Origin of the sequence: Microbacterium sp. ANT_H45B (genome assembly GCF_008369345.1) — a bacterium.
In the GTDB taxonomy this organism is placed as follows: Bacteria; Actinomycetota; Actinomycetes; order Actinomycetales; family Microbacteriaceae; genus Microbacterium.
In genome coordinates, this window is sequence record NZ_VOBK01000004.1 from 208,655 (window position 1) to 228,090 (window position 19,436).

The following is a 19,436-nucleotide window of genomic DNA, read 5'->3' on the forward strand; positions in this document are numbered from 1 at the left end:
TGTGTGCGTGATCAGTCGTCGGTCGCGAAGAAGACGTTCTTGGTCTCGGTGAAGTGCTCGGCGGCATCCGGTCCGAGCTCTCGCCCGAGGCCCGAGGCCTTCATGCCGCCGAACGGCGTCGCGTACCGCACCGAGGAGTGCGAATTGACCGAGAGCACGCCGCTCTGCACCGCGCGAGACACCCGCACCCCGCGGCCCAGGTTCTCGGTCCAGAGTGAGCCCGCGAGACCGTAGACGGTGTCGTTGGCGAGCCGGATCGCGTCGGCCTCGTCGTCGAACGGCATCACGGCGACCACAGGCCCGAAGACCTCCTGCTGGGCGATCCGGTCGTCCGGATCGGCGAGCACCACGGCCGGGGCGAACCAGAAGCCGTCGCCCTCAGGTGCGCTGCCGCGGAAGGCGATGTCCGCGCCGTCGAGGAACCCCGCCACGGTGTCGCGATGCGCAGCCGAGATGAGCGGACCCATGTCGGTGTCGCTGCGTGACGGGTCGCCGACCCGCCAGGCGGCGACCGCCGGTTCGAGCAGCTCGAGGAACCGGTCGTACACCGAACGCTGCACGAGCAACCGGCTGCGGGCGCAGCAGTCCTGGCCCGCGTTGTCGAACACCGAACCCGGCACGGCCGCGGCCGCCTTCTCGAGGTCGGCGTCGTCGAACACGATGTTCGCGCTCTTGCCGCCGAGCTCGAGAGTCACCGGCTTGAGCGCCCGCGCGCACCCGGCGGCGACCTCGATGCCGACCTCGGTCGACCCGGTGAACACGATCTTGCGGACATGGGGGTGCTCGACGAGCCGCTGTCCGACGACCGACCCCGAACCGGTGACGACCTCGAACAGCCCCTCGGGCAGGCCCGCTTCGAGGGCGAGCTCTCCGAGTCGGATCGCAGTCAGCGGCGTGAGCTCTGCGGGCTTGAGCACCACGGCGTTGCCCGCGGCGAGCGCGGGCGCGAACGCCCACGCGGCGATCGTCATGGGGAAGTTCCACGGGACGATGACCCCCACCACGCCGTACGGGTCGTGGAAGGTGACGTCGAGCCCGCCGGCCACCGGGATCTGCCGCCCCGAGAGACGCTCGGGGTCGGCGGAATAGTAGTTGAGCACCTGGGCGACGTGACCCGCCTCCCAGCGCGCGGAGCCGATCGGATGCCCGGAGTTCAGCACCTCGAGCTGTGCGAGCTCCTCGACTGCCCCCTCGACCGTGCGTGCGAATGCGCGCAGCGCATCGGCGCGGGCGACGGGGGCGAGGGCGGCCCACCGGCGCTGCGCCGCGACGGCTCGGGCGATCGCGGCATCCGTCTCGCCGATGTCGGCGCGCGCGACGTCGCGGATCGCCGTTCCGGTCGAGGGGTTGATGACTGTGAACGCGCTCATCGGGCGTCCTCCTTCCGCCGCGCGGCGAACGCACGGGCCTGTGAGACGAGATCGGTGAAGAGACGTCGGTCCTCGGCGTTCTCCTCCGGGTGCCATTGGACGCCGACGATGTGTCCGGCCGACGTGTCGACGAACGCCTGCACGAGTCCGTCGTCGGAGTGTGCGGCCGCCACGAGCCCGTCGCCGAGACGGTCCACTCCCTGGTGGTGGTAGCTGTGCACGCGCATCTCGGTCTCGCCGATGATCTCTGCGAGTGGCGTCTCGTTCGAGACCCTCACGTCGTTCTCGGCGAAGACGCCGCCGCCGATGCGGTACTTCTCGGTACCGAGCGATTCGGGCAGGTGCTGCTGGAGGCTGCCGCCTCGCGCGACGTTCACGAGCTGCAGACCGCGGCAGATCGCCAGCACCGGGATGCCCCGCCGCTCGGCGGCGCGGAACAGCGCGAGCTCCCACGCGTCGCGGTCGACGCGGGCGTGGTCGGTGAGCGGATGCCGGTCCTCCCCGTACAGCTCGGGGGCGACGTCCGCTCCGCCCGAGAGCACGAGACCGTCCATGCCGGAGATCGCCGCGTCCGCGGCATCCGGATCCTGCGGAGGGAGGAGGAGAGCGATGCCGCCGGAGGAGGTCACGCTCGTGAGGTACTGCTCGGGGAGGAACGCCGCACGCACATCCCACACCCCCTGCTGCGCCCTCTCCAGATAGGTGGTGACGCCGATCAGCGGCCCGGGGTCAGAGGCGCTCGAAGCCACGGATGCGCTCCCAGTCGGTGACGGCCGCGTCGTAGGCCTCGACCTCGATGCGCGCCTGGTTCAGGTAGTGCTCGACGACATCGTCGCCGAACGCCTGCCGTGCGATCGTCGACTCGCTGAAAAGCCTCGCGGCTTCACGTAGCGTCGTGGGCAGGTGATCGACCGCATCCTCGTAGGCGTTGCCGGTGAACCGCTCCGGCAGGGGCAGCTCGTTCTCGATGCCGTGCAGCCCGCCTGCGATGATCGCCGAGATGGCGAGGTAGGGGTTCACGTCTCCGCCCGGCACGCGGTTCTCGACCCGGAGTCCCGAGCCGGAGCCGACCACGCGCAGCGCGCAGGTGCGGTTGTCGATGCCCCATGCCACGCCCGTCGGGGCGAAGCTGCCCTTGGCGAAACGCTTGTAGGAGTTGATGTTCGGGGCGAACAACAGCGTGAACTCGCGGAGCGTGGCCAGGATGCCGGCGATCCAGTGCTCCATGACCGGGCTGAACCCGTGCTCGCCGTCGCCGGCCATCACCGGGGCACCCGACTCGTCGCGCAGCGACAGATGGATGTGGCAGCTGTTGCCTTCGCGCTCGTTGAACTTCGCCATGAAGGTGAGCGCCTTGCCGTGCTGCTCGGCGATCTCCTTCGCACCGTTCTTGTAGATCGCGTGCTGGTCGGCGGTCTCGCGCACCTCCGCGTAGCGGAACGCGATCTCCTGTTGTCCGAAGTTGCACTCGCCCTTGACCCCCTCGCAGTACAGCCCCGCCGCGTCCATGCTGTTGCGGATGTCACGCAGCAGGGGCTCCATGCGTGTGGAGGCGAGCAGGTTGTAGTCGACGTTGTAGTCGGTCGCGGGAGTCAGCCCCTCGTACCTGCGCGCCCAGGCCTCGCGATAGGTGTCGTCGAAGACGATGAACTCCAGCTCGGTGCCCGCGTACGCCGTCCAGCCGCGCTCGGCGAGGCGGTCGCGCTGGCGGTCGAGGATCGCACGGGGAGAAGGGCCGACCGGCTCGCCGTTCTGCCAGACCAGGTCGGCCATGACGAGCGCCGTGCCGGCCAGCCACGGGATGTCGCGCATCGTCTCGACGTCGGGCTTGAGGACCATGTCGCCGTACCCGCGGTCCCAGCCCGACATCGCATAGCCCTCGACCGTGTTCATGTCGACATCGACCGAGAGCAGGTAGTCGCAGGCCTCCGCACCGTGCGACAGGATGTCGTCCTGGAACAGCCGCGCCGACACTCGCTTGCCGACCAGTCGCCCCTGGGCGTCGGCGAAGGCCACGATCACCGTGTCGATCTCGCCGGCGGCGATGCCGGCATCCAGCTGTTCGATGCTCAGGTTGCCCGACATCTGACGCTCCGTTCTCGTGCGGTGAAGCGGTCGGCCGACCGGCTTCGCCCTCAGAGTAGATCAACTCTCGGTCTAAAGGTAGACGAAACCACCATTGACTGTCACAATCGTCCGCAAGGTGCACCCGGCGCCTGCATGCATGCGAACGGAGAGCGGATGTCTGAGCACAGCAGTGAATCTCGCAAGGTTGCCGGAGCGACCTATACACGGGCCGGGAGCGACTATTTCGAGAAGCGCACCCTGAAGCGCTCCGCCGGCGTCTGGGGGCTATGGGGACTCGCCGTCGCCGCCGTGATCTCGGGAGACTTCTCCGGGTGGAACTTCGGCATCGACTTCGCGGGCTTCGGCGGGATGCTCATCGCCTTCGCCATCCTCGTCGCGATGTACTACGGAATGATCTTCGCGATCGGCGAGATGGCGGCGGCGATGCCGCACACCGGCGGCGCCTACTCGTTCGCCCGCTCGGCCATGGGCCCCTGGGGCGGCCTCGTCACCGGTGCGGCCGAGACCATCGAGTACGTCGCCACCACGGCGGTGATCGTCTACTTCTCGGCGTCGTATGCGAACGGCATCACCAGCGAGCTGCTGGGACTCGAACTCCCCGGCTGGGTCTGGTACCTCATCCTCTTCGTGGTCTTCATCGCGCTGAACTCCGCGGGCGCCGCGATCTCCTTCCGGTTCGCGATCGTCGTCTCGGTGATCTCGATCGGCATCATCCTCGTCTTCTCCGCCATGGCCCTGTTCTCGGGGGCGTTCTCGTGGGATGCCCTGTGGGACATCGTCCCCGACGAGGGCCAGACCGCGTTCCTCCCGCACGGCGTCCTGCCGATCCTGTTCGCGCTGCCGTTCGCGATGTGGTTCTTCCTCGGCATCGAGGAGCTGCCGCTCGCCGCGGAGGAGTCGCATAACCCCACCCGGGACATCCCGAAGGCGGGTTTCTGGGCCCGCGGCACCCTCATCGTCACCGGACTGCTGGTGCTGTTCCTCAACACCGGAGTGATCGGCGCCGAGGCGACCGGAACGGCGGGCGAGCCCCTGCTCGACGGCTTCCGCGCGATCGTGGGCGATCAGCTCGCCGCCGTGCTCGCACTCTTCGCTCTGATCGGCCTGCTGGCCTCGCTGCAGGGCATCATGTTCGCATACGGGCGCAACATGTACTCGCTGTCCCGGGCCGGGTACTACCCGCGCTTCCTCTCACTCACCGGTAAGCGCCAGACTCCGTGGGTCGCGCTCACCGTCGGCGCAGCGATCGGCTTCGTCGCCCTGATCGTGCTCGACGTGCTCACCGCTGTCGACTCGGAGGGCGCCGGAACGGTGGCCGGTGCGATCGTGCTGAACATCGCCGTGTGGGGCGCGGTCGTCGCCTACGGACTCCAGCTGGTGTCGTTCATCATCCTGCGCAAGAAGTTCCCGAACGTCGACCGCCCCTACATCAGCCCGTGGGGGATCCCGGGTGCGGTCATCGCCCTCGTGATCGCCGCTCTGATCTTCGTCGGCTTCCTGCTGAACCCCACCTTCGGCCCCGCGATCATCGCGATCGCGATCGTCTACGCGATCATCCTGCTCGGGTTCGGCCTGTTCTTCCGGCACCGCCTGGTGCTCTCGCCGGAAGAGGAGTACGCCCTGTCGGGCGGGTCGCACGGCGACCCGCAGTCCGAGGGCTACGACGCCATGGAGGGCGAGGTGTTCGACGGCCGCACGTGAGCGGGGCCGGGGAGGCCGCTACCTGCGGTCGAAGTCGAACGCCTTGAGCAGTTCGTCGACCGCCTTGTCGCGCTCCTCCCCGCCCGCCTCGAACATGTGCGTGACGTGCGTGCGCAGGTGATTCTCGAGCAGCAGTCGATTCAGGGATTCGAGGGACCGCTGGATCGCGCGGGACTGCGTGATGATGTCCATGCAGTACTCCTCGCTCTCGATCATCCGCGCGACTCCGCGCATCTGCCCCTCGAGGATGCTGGTGCGATGCAGCGCGCGCTTCTTGATGTCTTCGATCACGCTTCGAGGGTACTCGGCCCCGACCGTCGTCAGCCCGAGAACGGATTGACGACGGCGAGGCCGGGGATGACGAAGTCCTTCTCATTGCGGGTGACGAGCGTCAGCCCGTGGTGCAGAGCTGTGGCGGCGATGAGCGCGTCTGCCCACGGACGACGATCCGGCACGTTGAGAGCGGCGCACGTGCGCGCGATCTCCGGCGAGACGGGAAGGATGCGGGAGCCGAGCCCGACGCGGAGCGTGTCCAGCCACCGTCGCAGAGCGAGCGCCTGACGCGGATCGCGACGCTGAAGTGCGAGGACGCCGAGCTCCAGCTCGTAGTCCGTGATCGCGCTCATATGGATCGACTCCGGTACACCGCTCTCCATCCAGGAGCGCGCGGCGGCGCCGAGGCCTGTTGCGCGCCTCGCCTCGGAGAACGTGTTCGTGTCGATCAGGTACATCGGTCAGAACTCGATCGGAGGACGACCGAGGTCCTTCTTCCTGTCGGCGACGACCTCGTCGATGATGCGATCGAACTCGCCGTCGTCGCCTGCGAGGTCTTCCGCCGGCATCGCGAGGAATTCGAGAATCGACCGGGGCCGGGCCGGGGCGAGCCGGTCGTATTCGTCGATCGAGAGCAGCACGTACGCGGGCTCGCCGCGCTTCGTGATCATCACGGGCTGATCATCGGCGACGCGCTGCGCCCGCGCCACGGACTGGTTGAACTCACGAGCGGTCATGGTGAACACGATGCACCTCGATTCGGAATGTAGTGATGGTACTACACAGCGCCCGAGGTCCGGCATGACGGAGCGCGGATTCCGAGAGCCCGGGCTCTCGCCACTGCCCGCGTGAAAGGATGACGTCATGCCGCGAACCCCGATGGCCCTCCTGTCGCCTGCAGATCAGGAACGCCTGCGCGCCCTGCGCCGCATGAAGGCCGTGGCCCTCGGCGCGCTGATCTTCATGGCGGTCGTGTTCGTGATCGCGTTCGCGCTGCAGGAGCGGCAGCCGTGGCTGGGCTATGTGCGGGCCGCTGCGGAGGGCGGAATGGTCGGTGCCCTCGCCGACTGGTTCGCTGTGACCGCGCTGTTCCGCCGTCCGCTCGGCCTGCCGATTCCGCACACCGCGATCATCCCCAGCCGCAAGGACGAGATCGGACGCACGCTCGGCGAGTTCGTCGAGACCAACTTCCTCGAGGGCAGCGTGGTGCGCACCAAGCTCGCGAGCACCGAGATCGCGAAACGCGGAGGCGAGTGGCTGCGCGACCCCGCCCACGCCGAGCGGGTGGCGGCCGAGGGCGCGACGATCGCGACGGCCGTGCTCAACGCGCTCAGCGACGACGACGTGCGCGACCTCATCACCGACCTCGCCCGCGAGCACCTGGTCTCACCCGAGTGGGGTCCGCCGGCCGGCGCCTGGCTCGAGAAGATCGTCGAGGCCGATGCCCACCACGGCGCCGTCGATCTCGCGGCCGACAGCATCGCCCGGTGGCTGGACGCCAACGCAGAGTCGTTCTCGGGACTCATCTCCCGCCGCCTGCCCGGCTGGGTGCCGAAGCTCGCGCATCGATTCGTCGACGACACCGCCTACAACGAGGCGGTCAAGTTCGTCCGCGCGGTGCAGGCCGACCCGACGCATCCGGCGCGCATCGCCGTCGACGGGTACCTCGCGCGCCTCGCCGACAGCCTGCAGAACGACCCGGCGACGCGCGAGAAGCTCGAGAACGCGAAGTCGTCGCTGTTCGACAGTCCCCGAGTCGGCGCCCTCGCCGCCGAGGCGTGGAACACCGCGAAGAACGGACTGCTCACCGCTCTCGCCGACCCCGAGAGCGGCCTGCGCGTGCGTGCGGCGCAGGCTCTGCAGGAGGTCGGCGACAGGCTGACGACGGATGCCGCGCTGCAGCACCGTGTCGACACCTGGGTGTCGGACGCCGCGGTGTTCCTCGTCGACCGCTACCGCCACGACATCGCCTCGATCATCACCGACACCGTCGAGCGCTGGGACCCGGTCGAGACCACCGAGAAGATCGAGCTCATGGTCGGCCGTGACCTGCAGTACATCCGCCTGAACGGCACCTTCGTCGGCGCCCTCGCGGGCCTCGCGATCTTCGCGATCGCACATCTGCTGATCCCCGGGGTCTGAGGCGTGCACATCGTCGTGTCGGGCACCCATGCGAGCGGCAAGAGCACGCTGGTCTCCGACTTCCACGCCGCGCATCCCGAGTTCACGGTGCTCGGCGACCCGTTCGACGACATCGAGTCGGACGCACCGAGCAGTGCGGCCAGCTTCGTCGCGCAGCTCCGCGTCTCGATCTCACGACTGCGCGAGTCGGCGCGCGAGGGTTCTGTCATCTCCGAACGCGGGCCCGTCGACTTCCTCGCCTACCTCACCGCGCTCGAGATGCTGGGACGCGGCGACGGCGCCCTGCTCTCGCGAGCGCAGGAGCTGGTCGAGTCTTCGATGGCGCGCATCGATCTGATCGCCGTCCTGCCACTGGATGCGCGGCACCCGATCGATGTTCCCGATGACGAGGACCCGGAGCTCCGAGAGGCGATGGAGAGCGCGCTTCTCGACGCGCTCGACGACCTCGAACGCGCCGGTGATGCGCCGCCGATCGTGACGCTCACGGGGACCCCGGACGAGAGGCTCGCACAGCTGGAGCACGCCGCCGGCCTCTGAGACCGGGCGAACACGAGGATCACAGCGCCAGACGCGCATCAGGTGCCGTTGCTAGGGTCCTCACCTATGGCCGCCGATGTCGCATCCCCCCGTCCAGATCGCCGGCGAGCGCGTCGGGGTACTCGGCAGCGAGTCGTCGCAGGACTCGCTGTGCTGGCCAGCGGCATCATCGCCTTCGTCCTCGCCGGCTCCGCCCTGGATCTCGTGCGGGACAGGTTGCACCACAACTGCGGGATGCAGCCCCCGGGCTCCGAGGGAGCGGGCATCTGGACCTGCAGCGACGGGATCGGGTACCTCGGCATCGCAGGCATCCTCGCCATCGGATGGCTCACTGTCGTGCTCTCCGGTTGCCTCATCGCTCTGCTCGTCCGCCCCTCTCGACAGGCGCGTCCGGCGCTCGTGATTCTCGCAGCCGTGTCCGCCGCGTGGGTCCTCGGGCTGACCTGGTTGGGGTCGGCGAGGAATGTTCAGGATCAATACGCACCCATGACGGGCGCCGAGTACTGGCTGGAGGCGGTCGGCCCTGCAGCGCTCGTCAGCGTGCTCGGCGTCGCCTTGGGCCTGTTGAGCCTTGTGCCGACGGGGCCGCTCTCGTGGATTCTGGGGATCGTGGCGACGATTCTGCTGATCGTCGCGGCTGTTCTGCAGCCAGGGCTGAGCCTCAACATCATCCCGGCTGTGGGGCTGCTCGCCGCGGCGACCATCCGCGCGATCGCCGTCGAGACCACCGCGGGTCCGGGGCTGCGTCGGCCTCGACGACCTGGGACGCCACGTGGGAGAACCGGCCGATGAACGCGCTCTTCGGTGCGGCCGCGCTGATCGCCCTGCTGGCACTCGGGATCGCAACCGCCATCGGCCTCGGACTCCGGCCTCGACCGGCCCCCGAGTACTGGGCGAGCCTCGTCGCGTGGAGCCTTCAACTCCTCGCCGCGATGGCAGCGGTGTTCTGGGTGGGATTCCTCGGGATCTCGACCCCGGCTTGCGCGCCGAACTGCGACTGGGACCTCCTCGGCTACAACTTTCAAGGTTTCATGATCGCGGCCGGGCTCATCCAGCTCGCGAGCATGGTGCTCATCATCCTGCTGCGCCGACGCCCGAAGGTCTGGGTGGTGCCGCTGGCTGCGACGGGGCTCATCATCGTTCTCGCTGTGGTGTCGTCGATCATCGCGTACAAGGCCATGCTGTTCTTCTGAGCCGTGCCGTCCTTCTGAATGGTCCGCAGACGGGCACCATGGGCCTCGACACCCTACGCAGACCAGTTCGCCCCGCGCTCCTGGACGCGCCGGGTGCTGTGGCTGCTCGTGGCTCTCGCCGGTCTGCTCGGCGCGGGAGCCGGACTCCTGCTGCTGAGCGGAGAGAGGCCGTCAGCGCGCGGCGAGGCCCGCGAGCATCTCGAGCACGCAGAGGGCCGCGAGTCTGACCGTGCGCATGTCGTCGGTGTCGGCGGTCGCGTCGACCTCGGCGATGTCGGCACTGACGACGCGCCGATCCGCGACGATCGAGCGGACCAGCGCGCGCAGCTCCCACGCCGCGAAGCCCCCGGGCACGCTCGCGGGGCACCCCGGTGCCGCGGCGCGGTCGGCCGCGTCGACGTCGACATCGAGATGGATGCGGGCGTCCGCGCCGCTTCCTGCGATGCTCGTCGCTTCGGCGACCACATCGTCGATGCCCCGGCGCCGCACCTCGTCGAGCGTGATCACGCGGATGCCCCACTCGGCGGCTCGTGCGGCGTAGGCCGCGGAGTTCGCGAAGTCCGCGATCCCGATCTGGACGATCCTCGTCGGGTCGATCCGCTCGCCGTCCGGGGCGTCCTCCACCAGGCGCCGCACCGGCGACCCGTTCGACACCCCGTCGCGCAGGTCGTAATGGGCATCGATCGTGATCAGCCCGGTGGCCCGTGCGCCCCGTGCGACCGGATAGGTCAGAGCGTTGTCGCCGCCGAGAGCGATCACGAGACGGGCGGAGTCCGCGAGTTCGTGCACGCGCGCGACGCTCGCAGCGATCCCCGCGTCGCCGTCCGGCTCGACGACATCACCGGCGTCGAGCACGCGCAGCGCCCCAGCGAGGTCGACGACGGGCGGCCCCATGAGCGTGGCACTGTACCGGGTCAGCGCGTCACGGATCGCCGCGGGGGTCGCGTGCGCGCCGGTCGGCGAGAGCGAGGTGCGCCAGGTGGGAACACCGACGAGCACGGCATCCGCGCAGGCACCGGCCGAGAAGGCCGGCCAGGATCCGGCACGCGGCCACAGGTCATCGTGCGAGAGAGCCATGGGTATCCGTTCCTCGTGCGATTCCGGATGCCGCGTAGACCGCAGCACCGTCCTTCCACACCCGATCGACCAGCGGGACGCCAGGTCGGTATGCCAGGTGGATGCGTGTGGGCGCGCCCAGCAGCACGAGGTCTGCCCGTGCGCCCGGCGTGATCGCGCCGACGTCGTCGCGACGCAGAGCCCGCGCTCCCCCGACTGTCGCCGCCCACACCGCCTCGGCAGGTGTCATGCCCATGTCGCGCACTGCAATCGCGATGCAGAAAGGCATCGACGAGGTGAAGCTCGAGCCCGGGTTCGTGTCGCACGCGAGGGCCACGGTGACACCCGCATCGATCAGCCGACGGGCGTCCGGGTACGGCTGGCGCGTCGAGAACTCGACCCCGGGCAGCAGCGTGAGCACCGTGTCGGAGGCGGCGAGCGCGGCGATGTCGTCGTCGGTCAGGTAGGTGCCGTGATCGATCGACGCCGCGCCGAGCTCGACGGCGAGGCGCACGCCGTCGCCCGGGCCGAGCTGGCTGGCGTGCACTCGTGGCATGAGGCCCTTCGCGATGCCCGCCTCGAGCACGCGCCGCGACTGCGCGACCGAGAACGCGCCGGTCTCGCAGAACACGTCGATCCACCTCGAGTGCGGCGCGCAGGCGTCGAGCATCGACCCCGTCACCAGATCGACGTACTCGTCGGCGCGGTCGGCGTACTCCGCGGGCACCACGTGCGCTCCGAGAAAAGTGACCTCGGGGGTGACCTCGGCGGCGAGCCGGACGAGACGCTCCTCGTCCGCGACGCTCAGCCCGTAGCCGCTCTTGACCTCGATGGTCGTCGTGCCCTGCGCGAGAAGCTCGTCGACGAAACCGTGCAGACGGGCGCGGAGCTCGTCGTCGCTCGCCGCTCTCGTCGCGGCGACCGTGGAGCGGATGCCGCCCGCGGCATACTTCTGCCCGGCCATCCGCGCCTCGAACTCGGCGGCCCGATCGCCCCCGAACACGAGGTGGCTGTGACTGTCGACGAAGCCGGGGATGACCGCGCGGCCACCGGCGTCGACGATCTCGTCGGCCCCGGGTGCGGCATCCGCCGATCCGACCCAGGCGATCCGTCCGCCGTCGATCAGCACGGCCGCATCGAGACTCGTGCCGACGCGGTCGCCGTCCGGCGAGCCGACGTTGGTCGTCAGCTCGCCGATGTTCGTGATCAGCGAGGTGCTCACAGCATCGGCACGTTCAGCCCGCGCTCACGGGCGACATCACGTGCGTGCTCGTAGCCGGCGTCGACGTGCCGCATGACACCGGTTCCCGGGTCGTTGGTCAGCACCCGCTCCAGCTTCTCCGCGGCGAGCGCGGACCCGTCGGCCACCGACACCTGGCCGGCGTGGATCGAGCGTCCGATCCCCACACCGCCGCCGTGGTGCAGCGACACCCACGAGGCCCCGGACGCGGTGTTGAGCAGTGCGTTCAGCAGCGGCCAGTCGGCGATCGCATCGGACCCGTCCTTCATGGACTCGGTCTCACGGTACGGCGAGGCGACGGATCCGGAGTCGAGATGATCGCGCCCGATCACGATGGGCGCCGAGAGCTCCCCCGAGGCGACCATCTCGTTGAACTTGAGTCCGGCGAGGTGGCGCTCCTTGTAGCCGAGCCAGCAGATCCGTGCGGGCAGGCCCTCGAAATGCACCTTCTCGCCCGCCTTCTCCAGCCACCGATGCAGCGCCGTGTCGTCGGGGAAGAGCTCGGCGATGGCACGGTCGGTCTTGTAGATGTCCTCGGGGTCGCCCGAGAGCGCCGCCCAGCGGAAGGGCCCGCGCCCCTCCTCGAACTGCGGACGGATGTAGGCCGGCACGAAACCGGGGAAGTCGAACGCGCGGTCGAACCCGCCGAGCTGCGCCTCGGCGCGGATCGAGTTGCCGTAGTCGAACACCGCGGCCCCCGCATCCTGGAACGCGACCATCGCCGCGACGTGCTGGGCCATCGACTGGCGCGAGCGGCGGGTGAACTCCTCCGCGTCCCGCTCGGCCTCAGCCTTCCAGTCCGCGACCGAGGTGCCCACCGGCAGGTAGGCGAGCGGGTCGTGCGCGCTCGTCTGGTCGGTGACGATGTCGATCGGCACCCCGCGATGCAGCAACTCGGGGAAGACCTCGGCCGCGTTGCCCACGACACCCACGGAGAGCGCCTCCCCGGCGTCCTTCGCGGCGACGACCCGAGCCACCGCGGCGTCGAGATCCGTCGTGTACTCGTCGAGGTAGCCGTGCTCCACACGCCGCGCGAGGCGGGACTCGTCGACATCGACGATGAGGACGACGCCGTCGTTGAGGGTGACGGCGAGCGGCTGCGCACCGCCCATGCCTCCGGCGCCCCCGGTCAGGGTCAACGTGCCCTTCAGCGAGTCACGGCCGAGGGAACGGGCGACCGCCGAGAAGGTCTCATAGGTCCCCTGCAGGATCCCCTGGGTGCCGATGTAGATCCACGATCCCGCGGTCATCTGGCCGTACATGATGAGACCGAGCTCTTCGAGCTTGCGGAACTCGGGCCACGTCGCCCAGTCCCCGACGAGATTGGAGTTCGCGATGAGAACCCGGGGCGCCCACTCGTGCGTGCGGAAGACGCCGACGGGCTTGCCGGACTGCACGAGCAGGGTCTCATCCGGCTCCAGCTCGTCGAGCGTGCGCACGATCGCGTCGTACGCCTCCCAGCTGCGCGCGGCCTTGCCCGTCCCGCCGTACACGACGAGCTCGTCGGGATGCTCGGCGACCTCGGGGTCGAGGTTGTTCATGAGCATGCGCTTGGCGGCTTCCGCACCCCAGCTCTTGGCGGTGCGCTGGTTGCCGCGCGCGGCGCGGATGTTCCTGTGGGTCGTGGTCATTTCGCGTGCTCCTTCGCGATGCGGGCGACGGCGCCGGACTGCACGAGCGCGGTCACGGACTCCATGTCGGGTGAGAGGTATCGATCGGGGCCGGGACCTGCGGCGACCGTGCGCACGAGGTCGCGCACGGCGCCGGTCGCCGGTCCCGCCTGCAGCGGCGCGCGGAGGTCGAGAGCGCGCGCTCCGGTGAGGATCTCGATCGCGAGCACGCGACCCAGTCCGTCGACGGCACGGCGCAGTTTGCGGGCGGCCGCCCATCCCATCGAGACGTGATCCTCCTGCATCGCCGACGACGGGATGGAGTCGACGGATGCCGGGACGGCGAGACGCTTGAGCTCGGAGACGATGCCGGCCGCCGCATACTGCGCGATCATCAGACCGGAGTCCACGCCGACCTCATCGGCGAGGAACGGCGGCAGACCGTGATTGCGGGCGGGATCGAGAGCGCGGTCCGTACGTCGCTCCGAGACCGAGGCGACGTCGGCGACGGAGATCGCGAGGAAGTCGAGGACGGCCGCCACGGGTGCACCGTGGAAGTTGCCGTTCGACTCGATGCGACCGTCGAGGGTGATCACGGGATTGTCGATCACGCTCGACAGCTCGCGGTCGGCGATCATCGAGGCGTAGCCCACCGTATCGCGGGCGGTACCGTGCACCTGCGGTGAGCAGCGCAGCGAGTAGGCGTCCTGCACGCGTCCGTCCTCCGGGCCCTTGTGGCTGTGCACGAGGGGCGAGTCGCCGAGGAACGACCGCAGGTTCTCGGCCGATTCCGCCTGACCCCGCTGCGGGCGCAGTGCCATGAGGTCGGCCGCGAAGACCGCATCCGTGCCCAGCTGCGACTCCACCGACATCGCCGCCGCCATGTCGGCGGTCAGCAGCAGCGTCTCGAGATCGTGGAGCGCGAGCACCAGCATCCCGAGCATGCCGTCGGTGCCGTTGATGAGCGCCAGCCCCTCCTTCTCGACGAGCGTGAGAGGAGTGATCCCGGCGGCGGCGAGCGCATCGGCCGCGGGGACGAGCGCTCCCGCCGCGTCCCGCACCTCTCCCTCCCCCATCGTCGCGAGCGCGATGTGGGCGAGCGGGGCGAGATCGCCCGAGCATCCGAGCGACCCGTACTCGCGCACGACGGGGGTGATCCCCTCGTTGAGGAGTGCCGCGTAGGTCTCGACGACCACCGGTCGCACGCCGGTGCGCCCCGAGGCCAGCGTCTGCAGGCGCAGCAGCTGCAGGCCGCGGACGACCTCGCGCTCCACCTCTGCACCTGTGCCCGCGGCGTGCGAGCGGATCAGGCTCGCCTGCAGCTGCAGTCGCCGGTCGGGAGCGATGAACGTGGTCGCGAGCGCCCCGAAACCGGTCGAGACGCCGTAATGCGGATGCGGATCGGCGGCCAACGCGTCGATCACACCGCGGGTGTCGGCCACCCGATCGAGGGCGGCGGGGCTGAGCGCGACGGGCGCGCCGTGCCGGGCGACCGAGACGACGTCGGCGCGGCTGAGGGGCGCATCGCCGACGAGGATCGCATCGCCGTCTCGTGCAGGGGTCAGTTCACTCATATCTCGATTCCACACCGGCGACGGTGCATGCGATACCCGATCATGACATCCTTTGTCTGTGATCCCAGACAACTCGGATGCCGCCCGCCAGGTGCCGGCGGCGGACAACACCCTGCGCATCCTGCGCCATCTGGCCGGACGTCCTGCCCCTGTCGCCGCCTCGGCGATCGCCCGCGAACTCGCGCTCCCCCGGTCGACCGTCTACCACCTGCTCACCACCCTGGCCGCGCACGGCTTCGTCCTGCACCTGAAGGAGGATCGGCGCTGGTGTCTGGGCACCTCGGCCTTCGAGCTCGCGGGGGGCTTCGCCCGTCAGCAGCCGCTCGCCCGCCTCGGCCGTCCCCTCATCGCCGCCCTGTCGGACCGTCTCGGCGAGAGCGCGCACCTCGCGGTCATGAGCGGCGGCGACGTCCTCTACATCGTGGAGGAGAGAGCACCGCGTCGTCAGGCTCTCGTCACCGACGTCGGCGTGCGTCTTCCCGCCCACCTCACGGCGTCGGGCCGCGCCATGCTCGCCGCCCTCCCCCGCGAGCAGGTGCGTGCACTGTACCCGAGCGCCACCGCCTTCCCCGACCGGACGGGCCTCGGACCGCGCACGCCCCGGGCACTCCGGGAACTGCTGCGCACCGTGCGCGCACGCGGATATGCGACGGAGGACAGCGAGGTCGCCGACGGCCTCCGCAGTGTGGGAGCGGTCGTGGGCGACCGCTCCGGATGGCCCGTCGCCGCCGTCGCGGTCACTTGGGCAGGCGGCGACCTCGATGAGAGCACGCTGGCCGCGGCGGTGCGCGCGACGGCATCCGTCCTCGAAGGGCGTCTGACCCGATGAGCACAGGGGCAGAGTCCGCCCGTGTCGCAGAGCCTCTCCGTGTCGCAGAGTTGCGACATCGGCGCGACACGGCCGCGACATCCGCTGACTACTCTCGAAGCATGACCTCGACACCCTGCGCTCCGCACCGCATCCGCCGTGGCCTCGCCCTCGGTCTCGCGCTCGGAAGTGCGGCCGCTCTGATCCTCTCCGGATGCGCTGCGGAGCCCTCCGGCACGCCGGCGCCGTCGACGGCCGCGCCCGCCGCATCCACGCCGGCGCCCACGAGCACCGGCCCGTCCGCGCTCACCGTCTCCGGGTACGACGTGGGGCAGTTCCCGCCGGTCCCCCTGTTCGTGCTCCCCGATCTGTCGCTGCTCGACTCCTCGGCGTCGGCCTTCACGATCGAGGTCAACGCGGCTCTCGCCGGCGTCCCGGGCGTCGTCGCGACGCCGGCCCACTGCGACGCCGACGGCACCGTGATCTCGGGCAACGGCACCGCGTATCTCTACGGCGACGGCTCCGGGACCTTCACGGGACCCGACGGCTCCGTGCAGAACTTCGGCGACGGGTCGGGCACCTCCACGATCAACGGCGTGACGATCCAGAACTTCGGCGACGGCGCGGGTACCTACACCGACGGCATCGTCACGATCCAGAACTTCGGCGACGGTGCGGGAAACTACACGGATGCATCGAAGACCGTGCAGATCTTCGGCGACGGCTCGGGGAACTACACCGACGGCGAGACCACCATCCAGAACTTCGGCGACGGATCCGGGAATTACACCGACGGCGAGACCACCATCCAGAACTTCGGTGACGGATCCGGGAACTACACCGACGGCGACATCACCATCCAGAACTTCGGCGACGGCACGGCGCGGGTGGACGGCGAGCTCCTGGACGCCGAGCCGCTGCCGCCGGTACCGGAACTCGGGGTGTTCCCGCCCCTCGGCGCCCTCGCCCCGCTCGAGTCGTGCGGCACGACGCTGACCTTCGAAGACGGCGTCCTGTTCGACTTCGACCGCAGCGATATCCGTCCGGATTCCGCAGCGACGCTCGATGCGGTGGCCCGCGTGTTCACGACTCTCGATGTGTCCGAGGCGCACGTCAGTGGCCACACCGACGCGATCGGCGCCGACGCCGAGAACCAGACGCTCTCCGAAGCTCGTGCCGAGTCGGTCGTCGACGGGCTCGAGGGGCGCGGTGTGACGACGTCGCTCAGTGCCGAGGGCTTCGGCGAGACGCGGCCCGTCGCTGCGAACGAGATCGACGGCGTCGACAACCCGGCCGGACGTCAGTTGAACCGTCGGGTGGAGATCTTCATCCCCGCAGCGTTCTGACCCGCCGACATTCTGTTCCGCAGAACATCATGAACGCCGTCAGGCACGAGAGGATATGTGCATGCGCCGCACCACTGCGACCTCCGCCCCGCTGACGGCATTGCTGCTCGTCGTGGTTCTGAGCGGATGCTCTGTCGACATCGTCGACCCGACGCAGCCGTCCGCCTCATCCGCGACAGCGTCATCGCCATCGGAGGCCGGTTCCCCGTCGGACGACGCCCCGTCGCCCGACTCGTCTCCGGACCCGTCGCCGGACCCCGAGCCGTCCGCCGGCTCGCGCCGCTCCGCCGACGCGGGACTGAGCGCCGCGGGGCAGGCCGAACGAGCGCGATTGAGCGACGCGGCCACGACGACGATGCCGTGCCCGACCGATCCCCTGACGTCCGACGGCGCGGTGATCCGGGTGGAGGGGCCGTGTGCCGACCTCGTGATCGAGATCGACGCGGGCGTGGTGATCGCCGACGACGTGGGAGCGGTGATGCTCTCCGGCAGCGGCACGGTCGTGTATGTCCGCGAGGTGGACGCGATCACCGTGACGGGCAGCGCGAGCTCGATCTTCTGGGAAGGCGCGACACCCACCGTCGACGACCGCGGCTCCGCGAACACGCTGAAGAAGGGCTGACCGGTGGACATCGCCGAGCGCCCCCGGATCCTCCTCGTCGACGATGACGCGGCCATCACCGACGCCCTCGCCGCGTTCCTCGATCGGAGCGGCTTCGACGTGCGCGTCGCCGAGGACGGAGGGACCGGCCTCCTCGAGGTGGCGCGAGACGTTCCAGATCTCGTCGTCTGCGATGTGCTGATGCCGCACGTCGACGGCAGGGAGTTCGTGCGCCAGATCAGAGCGCGACAGCTGTGGTTGCCCATCATCCTGCTCACCCAGGTCGGGGAGTCCTGGGAGCGCAGCGCGGCACTCGACGAGGGTGCCGATGACTATCTCAACAAGCCCTTCGATCCGCATGAGCTCATCTCGCGCATCAGAGCGGTGCTGCGACGGACCGCCCAGGGCGCAGGGTCGCTGCGCGCAGCGGCCCGATTGCAGGCGGGCACTCTGACGCTCGACCGCACGGCGCGCCGCGTCTGGCGCGGAGCCGACGAGGTCTCGCTGACGCCGAAGGCGTTCATGCTTCTGGAGTACCTGATGCTGCACCCGCAGGAGGTCCATTCCCGGGAGCGGCTGCTGTCGACGCTGTGGGGCTTCGAGTTCGCGACGTCGAGCCGCGCGGTGGATCACCGCATCGCGGAACTGCGTCGAGCACTGGGCGACAATCATGCCGAGACACGCCTCATCGAGACGGCGCAGAGCATGGGGTACCAGTTCGCCGCGAGAGTGAGCGCAGTATGACGCGGGCGCCCGACGTCGCCCTCGGGGTTCTCACGGCGGTGCCGATCGTCGCGTGCGCGGCCGTGGCCGGCAGCATGCTACTCTCCGGCGACCCGAGGATCCTGTCGATCGACCTCGCGCTCCCGGCCGGTGTGGCCATCGGCGGGGCCGTGGTCTCGGCAGTGCCGCTGTCCCTGCTGCTGGCACGCCGCGGCCGAACGCGCAGGAACGCCCGGCTCGAGGAATCGCGCGCCGCCTCCGCACAGGCCGCCGCATCCCAGGCGCGCGCCGAGCACCGTCGGTTCCTCGCGCGGCTCGACCATGAGCTGAAGAACCCGCTCACCGCGATCCGCGCGACGGCTGTCGCCGCGCAGGACGGCGACGACCGGGACGCGTGGCGCACAGTGGACCTGCAGGCGACGAAGCTCAGCACCCTCGTGCGCGATCTGCGTAAGCTCGCAGAGCTCGAGAGCAGGCCGCTCGAGACGGAGACGGTCGTGCTCGAAGATGTGCTGAACGAGGCCATCGAGGCACTCGTCGACCAGCAGCCTGCGGCGCGAGGTCGGGTGACGCTGTCGGTGACCCGCGTCCCGTGGGCCGTGCCTCCGCTCGCCCTCGACCTCGACCTCGTGTCGCTGGCGGTCGACAACGTGCTGACCAACGCAGCGAAGTACTCGGCCTCGGGGCCGATCGAGGTACGCCTGCGCGAGCACGAGGGGTGGGCTCTCATCGAGGTGGCGGATGCCGGCCGGGGAATCCCCGCGGTCGAGCTCCCCCTCGTCTTCGACGAACTGGCGCGCGCACAGAACGCGCGTGATGTGAGCGGTTCCGGCATCGGACTCTCACTGGTGACGACCGTGATGCGGCTTCATGGCGGGGACGTCTCGATCCGCTCCTCCGAGGGTGCGGGCAGCCTGGTGACCTTGCGGTTCCCGCTGCAGCCCACGCGCTGAGCGCAGTGCCCGGTGCGCGAACACGGTAGACCTTGCTACCGACGCGCGCACGTTAACGCAGAAAAGCCACCCAACATTGGGTGGCTTTTCTGTGTAAAAGAAGTCCGGCGGTGTCCTACTCTCCCACAGGGTCCCCCCTGCAGTACCATCGGCGCTGTGAGGCTTAGCTTCCGGGTTCGGAATGTAACCGGGCGTTTCCCTCACGCTATGGCCGCCGAAAC

The 19,436-nt window shown here is 69.6% G+C and carries 20 protein-coding genes and 1 rRNA gene; 10 read left to right on the forward strand and 11 right to left on the reverse strand.

What is annotated here, in order from left to right:
- Nucleotides 1–11: 11 nt before the first annotated feature.
- Genes FQ142_RS17210 through FQ142_RS17220 form a run of 3 tightly spaced genes read right to left on the reverse strand, consistent with a single transcriptional unit; the run spans nucleotide 12 to nucleotide 3,455 of the window.
- Complete coding sequence (locus tag FQ142_RS17210; RefSeq protein ID WP_149424305.1) at nucleotides 12–1,370, reverse strand: aldehyde dehydrogenase family protein; 1,359 nt, start codon at nucleotides 1,368–1,370, stop codon at nucleotides 12–14.
- Nucleotides 1,367–2,119: a gamma-glutamyl-gamma-aminobutyrate hydrolase family protein gene (locus FQ142_RS17215; RefSeq protein WP_149424306.1), complete on the reverse strand. Its 753-nt coding sequence runs from the start codon at nucleotides 2,117–2,119 to the stop codon at nucleotides 1,367–1,369. The genes FQ142_RS17210 and FQ142_RS17215 overlap by 4 nt, the downstream gene beginning before the upstream one ends.
- Nucleotides 2,100–3,455, reverse strand: a complete 1,356-nt coding sequence (locus FQ142_RS17220; RefSeq protein ID WP_149424307.1) for a glutamine synthetase family protein — start codon at nucleotides 3,453–3,455, stop codon at nucleotides 2,100–2,102. The genes FQ142_RS17215 and FQ142_RS17220 overlap by 20 nt, the downstream gene beginning before the upstream one ends.
- Before the next feature lie 156 nt (nucleotides 3,456–3,611).
- Here FQ142_RS17220 and FQ142_RS17225 point away from each other — a divergent pair, with 156 nt between their 5' ends.
- Nucleotides 3,612–5,159 carry an amino acid permease gene (locus FQ142_RS17225; protein WP_149424308.1) on the forward strand — a complete coding sequence of 516 codons (1,548 nt, stop codon included), beginning with the start codon at nucleotides 3,612–3,614 and terminating at the stop codon, nucleotides 5,157–5,159.
- An 18-nt stretch (nucleotides 5,160–5,177) separates the two neighbouring features.
- Here the strand turns inward: FQ142_RS17225 and FQ142_RS17230 are convergent, their stop codons facing one another.
- The 3 genes from FQ142_RS17230 to FQ142_RS17240 are packed head-to-tail and all read right to left on the reverse strand — an operon-like array spanning nucleotide 5,178 to nucleotide 6,169.
- Nucleotides 5,178–5,450 (reverse strand): metal-sensitive transcriptional regulator, encoded by a 273-nt coding sequence (locus tag FQ142_RS17230; RefSeq protein ID WP_149424309.1) that lies wholly within the window; start codon nucleotides 5,448–5,450, stop codon nucleotides 5,178–5,180.
- Between the two features lie 29 nt (nucleotides 5,451–5,479).
- Nucleotides 5,480–5,890, reverse strand: a complete 411-nt coding sequence (locus tag FQ142_RS17235; protein WP_149424310.1) for a type II toxin-antitoxin system VapC family toxin — start codon at nucleotides 5,888–5,890, stop codon at nucleotides 5,480–5,482.
- Nucleotides 5,891–5,893: 3 nt separating this feature from the next.
- A complete protein-coding gene (locus FQ142_RS17240; protein ID WP_253386513.1) occupies nucleotides 5,894–6,169 on the reverse strand; it encodes a type II toxin-antitoxin system prevent-host-death family antitoxin in 276 nt (91 codons plus the stop codon).
- 127 nt (nucleotides 6,170–6,296) lie between these two features.
- On the opposite strand from FQ142_RS17240, the gene FQ142_RS17245 reads away from it, so the two are divergent.
- The 4 genes from FQ142_RS17245 to FQ142_RS17260 all read left to right on the forward strand — a co-directional run bounded on the left by FQ142_RS17245 (nucleotide 6,297) and on the right by FQ142_RS17260 (nucleotide 9,304).
- A complete protein-coding gene (locus FQ142_RS17245) occupies nucleotides 6,297–7,574 on the forward strand; it encodes a DUF445 domain-containing protein (RefSeq protein ID WP_149424312.1) in 1,278 nt (425 codons plus the stop codon).
- A 3-nt stretch (nucleotides 7,575–7,577) separates the two neighbouring features.
- Nucleotides 7,578–8,111 carry an AAA family ATPase gene (locus FQ142_RS17250; protein ID WP_149424313.1) on the forward strand — a complete coding sequence of 178 codons (534 nt, stop codon included), beginning with the start codon at nucleotides 7,578–7,580 and terminating at the stop codon, nucleotides 8,109–8,111.
- 150 nt (nucleotides 8,112–8,261) lie between these two features.
- A complete protein-coding gene (locus FQ142_RS17255; protein ID WP_149424314.1) occupies nucleotides 8,262–8,903 on the forward strand; it encodes a hypothetical protein in 642 nt (213 codons plus the stop codon).
- Complete coding sequence (locus FQ142_RS17260) at nucleotides 8,900–9,304, forward strand: hypothetical protein (protein WP_149424315.1); 405 nt, start codon at nucleotides 8,900–8,902, stop codon at nucleotides 9,302–9,304. The genes FQ142_RS17255 and FQ142_RS17260 overlap by 4 nt, the downstream gene beginning before the upstream one ends.
- A 171-nt stretch (nucleotides 9,305–9,475) precedes the next feature.
- On the opposite strand, the gene FQ142_RS17265 is transcribed toward FQ142_RS17260, so the two are convergent.
- Genes FQ142_RS17265 through hutH form a run of 4 tightly spaced genes read right to left on the reverse strand, consistent with a single transcriptional unit; the run spans nucleotide 9,476 to nucleotide 14,784 of the window.
- Nucleotides 9,476–10,381 carry an arginase family protein gene (locus FQ142_RS17265; protein ID WP_149424316.1) on the reverse strand — a complete coding sequence of 302 codons (906 nt, stop codon included), beginning with the start codon at nucleotides 10,379–10,381 and terminating at the stop codon, nucleotides 9,476–9,478.
- Entirely contained in the window at nucleotides 10,362–11,582 is a 1,221-nt protein-coding gene (gene hutI, locus FQ142_RS17270) for an imidazolonepropionase (protein WP_149424317.1), read from the reverse strand. The genes FQ142_RS17265 and hutI overlap by 20 nt, the downstream gene beginning before the upstream one ends.
- On the reverse strand, nucleotides 11,579–13,231 hold the full coding sequence (hutU, locus tag FQ142_RS17275; RefSeq protein WP_149424318.1) for a urocanate hydratase: 1,653 nt from the start codon (nucleotides 13,229–13,231) through the stop codon (nucleotides 11,579–11,581). The genes hutI and hutU overlap by 4 nt, the downstream gene beginning before the upstream one ends.
- Complete coding sequence (gene hutH, locus FQ142_RS17280) at nucleotides 13,228–14,784, reverse strand: histidine ammonia-lyase (RefSeq protein ID WP_149424319.1); 1,557 nt, start codon at nucleotides 14,782–14,784, stop codon at nucleotides 13,228–13,230. The genes hutU and hutH overlap by 4 nt, the downstream gene beginning before the upstream one ends.
- 52 nt (nucleotides 14,785–14,836) lie before the next feature.
- Between hutH and FQ142_RS17285 the strand changes: the two genes are divergently transcribed.
- From FQ142_RS17285 to FQ142_RS17305, 5 genes are all read left to right on the forward strand, one after another.
- The gene (locus FQ142_RS17285) at nucleotides 14,837–15,613 is read left to right on the forward strand and encodes an IclR family transcriptional regulator (protein ID WP_262492195.1); all 777 of its coding nucleotides are present in this window, start codon (nucleotides 14,837–14,839) and stop codon (nucleotides 15,611–15,613) included.
- A 101-nt stretch (nucleotides 15,614–15,714) separates the two neighbouring features.
- Nucleotides 15,715–16,938 (forward strand): OmpA family protein, encoded by a 1,224-nt coding sequence (locus FQ142_RS17290; protein ID WP_149424320.1) that lies wholly within the window; start codon nucleotides 15,715–15,717, stop codon nucleotides 16,936–16,938.
- 61 nt (nucleotides 16,939–16,999) lie between these two features.
- A complete protein-coding gene (locus FQ142_RS17295) occupies nucleotides 17,000–17,560 on the forward strand; it encodes a DUF3060 domain-containing protein (RefSeq protein ID WP_149424321.1) in 561 nt (186 codons plus the stop codon).
- Between the two features lie 9 nt (nucleotides 17,561–17,569).
- Nucleotides 17,570–18,283: a response regulator transcription factor gene (locus FQ142_RS17300; protein ID WP_149424342.1), complete on the forward strand. Its 714-nt coding sequence runs from the start codon at nucleotides 17,570–17,572 to the stop codon at nucleotides 18,281–18,283.
- On the forward strand, nucleotides 18,280–19,215 hold the full coding sequence (locus tag FQ142_RS17305) for a sensor histidine kinase (protein ID WP_149424322.1): 936 nt from the start codon (nucleotides 18,280–18,282) through the stop codon (nucleotides 19,213–19,215). Before FQ142_RS17300 ends, FQ142_RS17305 begins: the two co-directional genes overlap by 4 nt.
- Before the next feature lie 102 nt (nucleotides 19,216–19,317).
- Here the strand turns inward: FQ142_RS17305 and rrf are convergent.
- Nucleotides 19,318–19,434, reverse strand: a 5S ribosomal RNA gene (gene rrf / locus FQ142_RS17310).
- Between the last annotated feature and the right edge of the window lie 2 nt (nucleotides 19,435–19,436).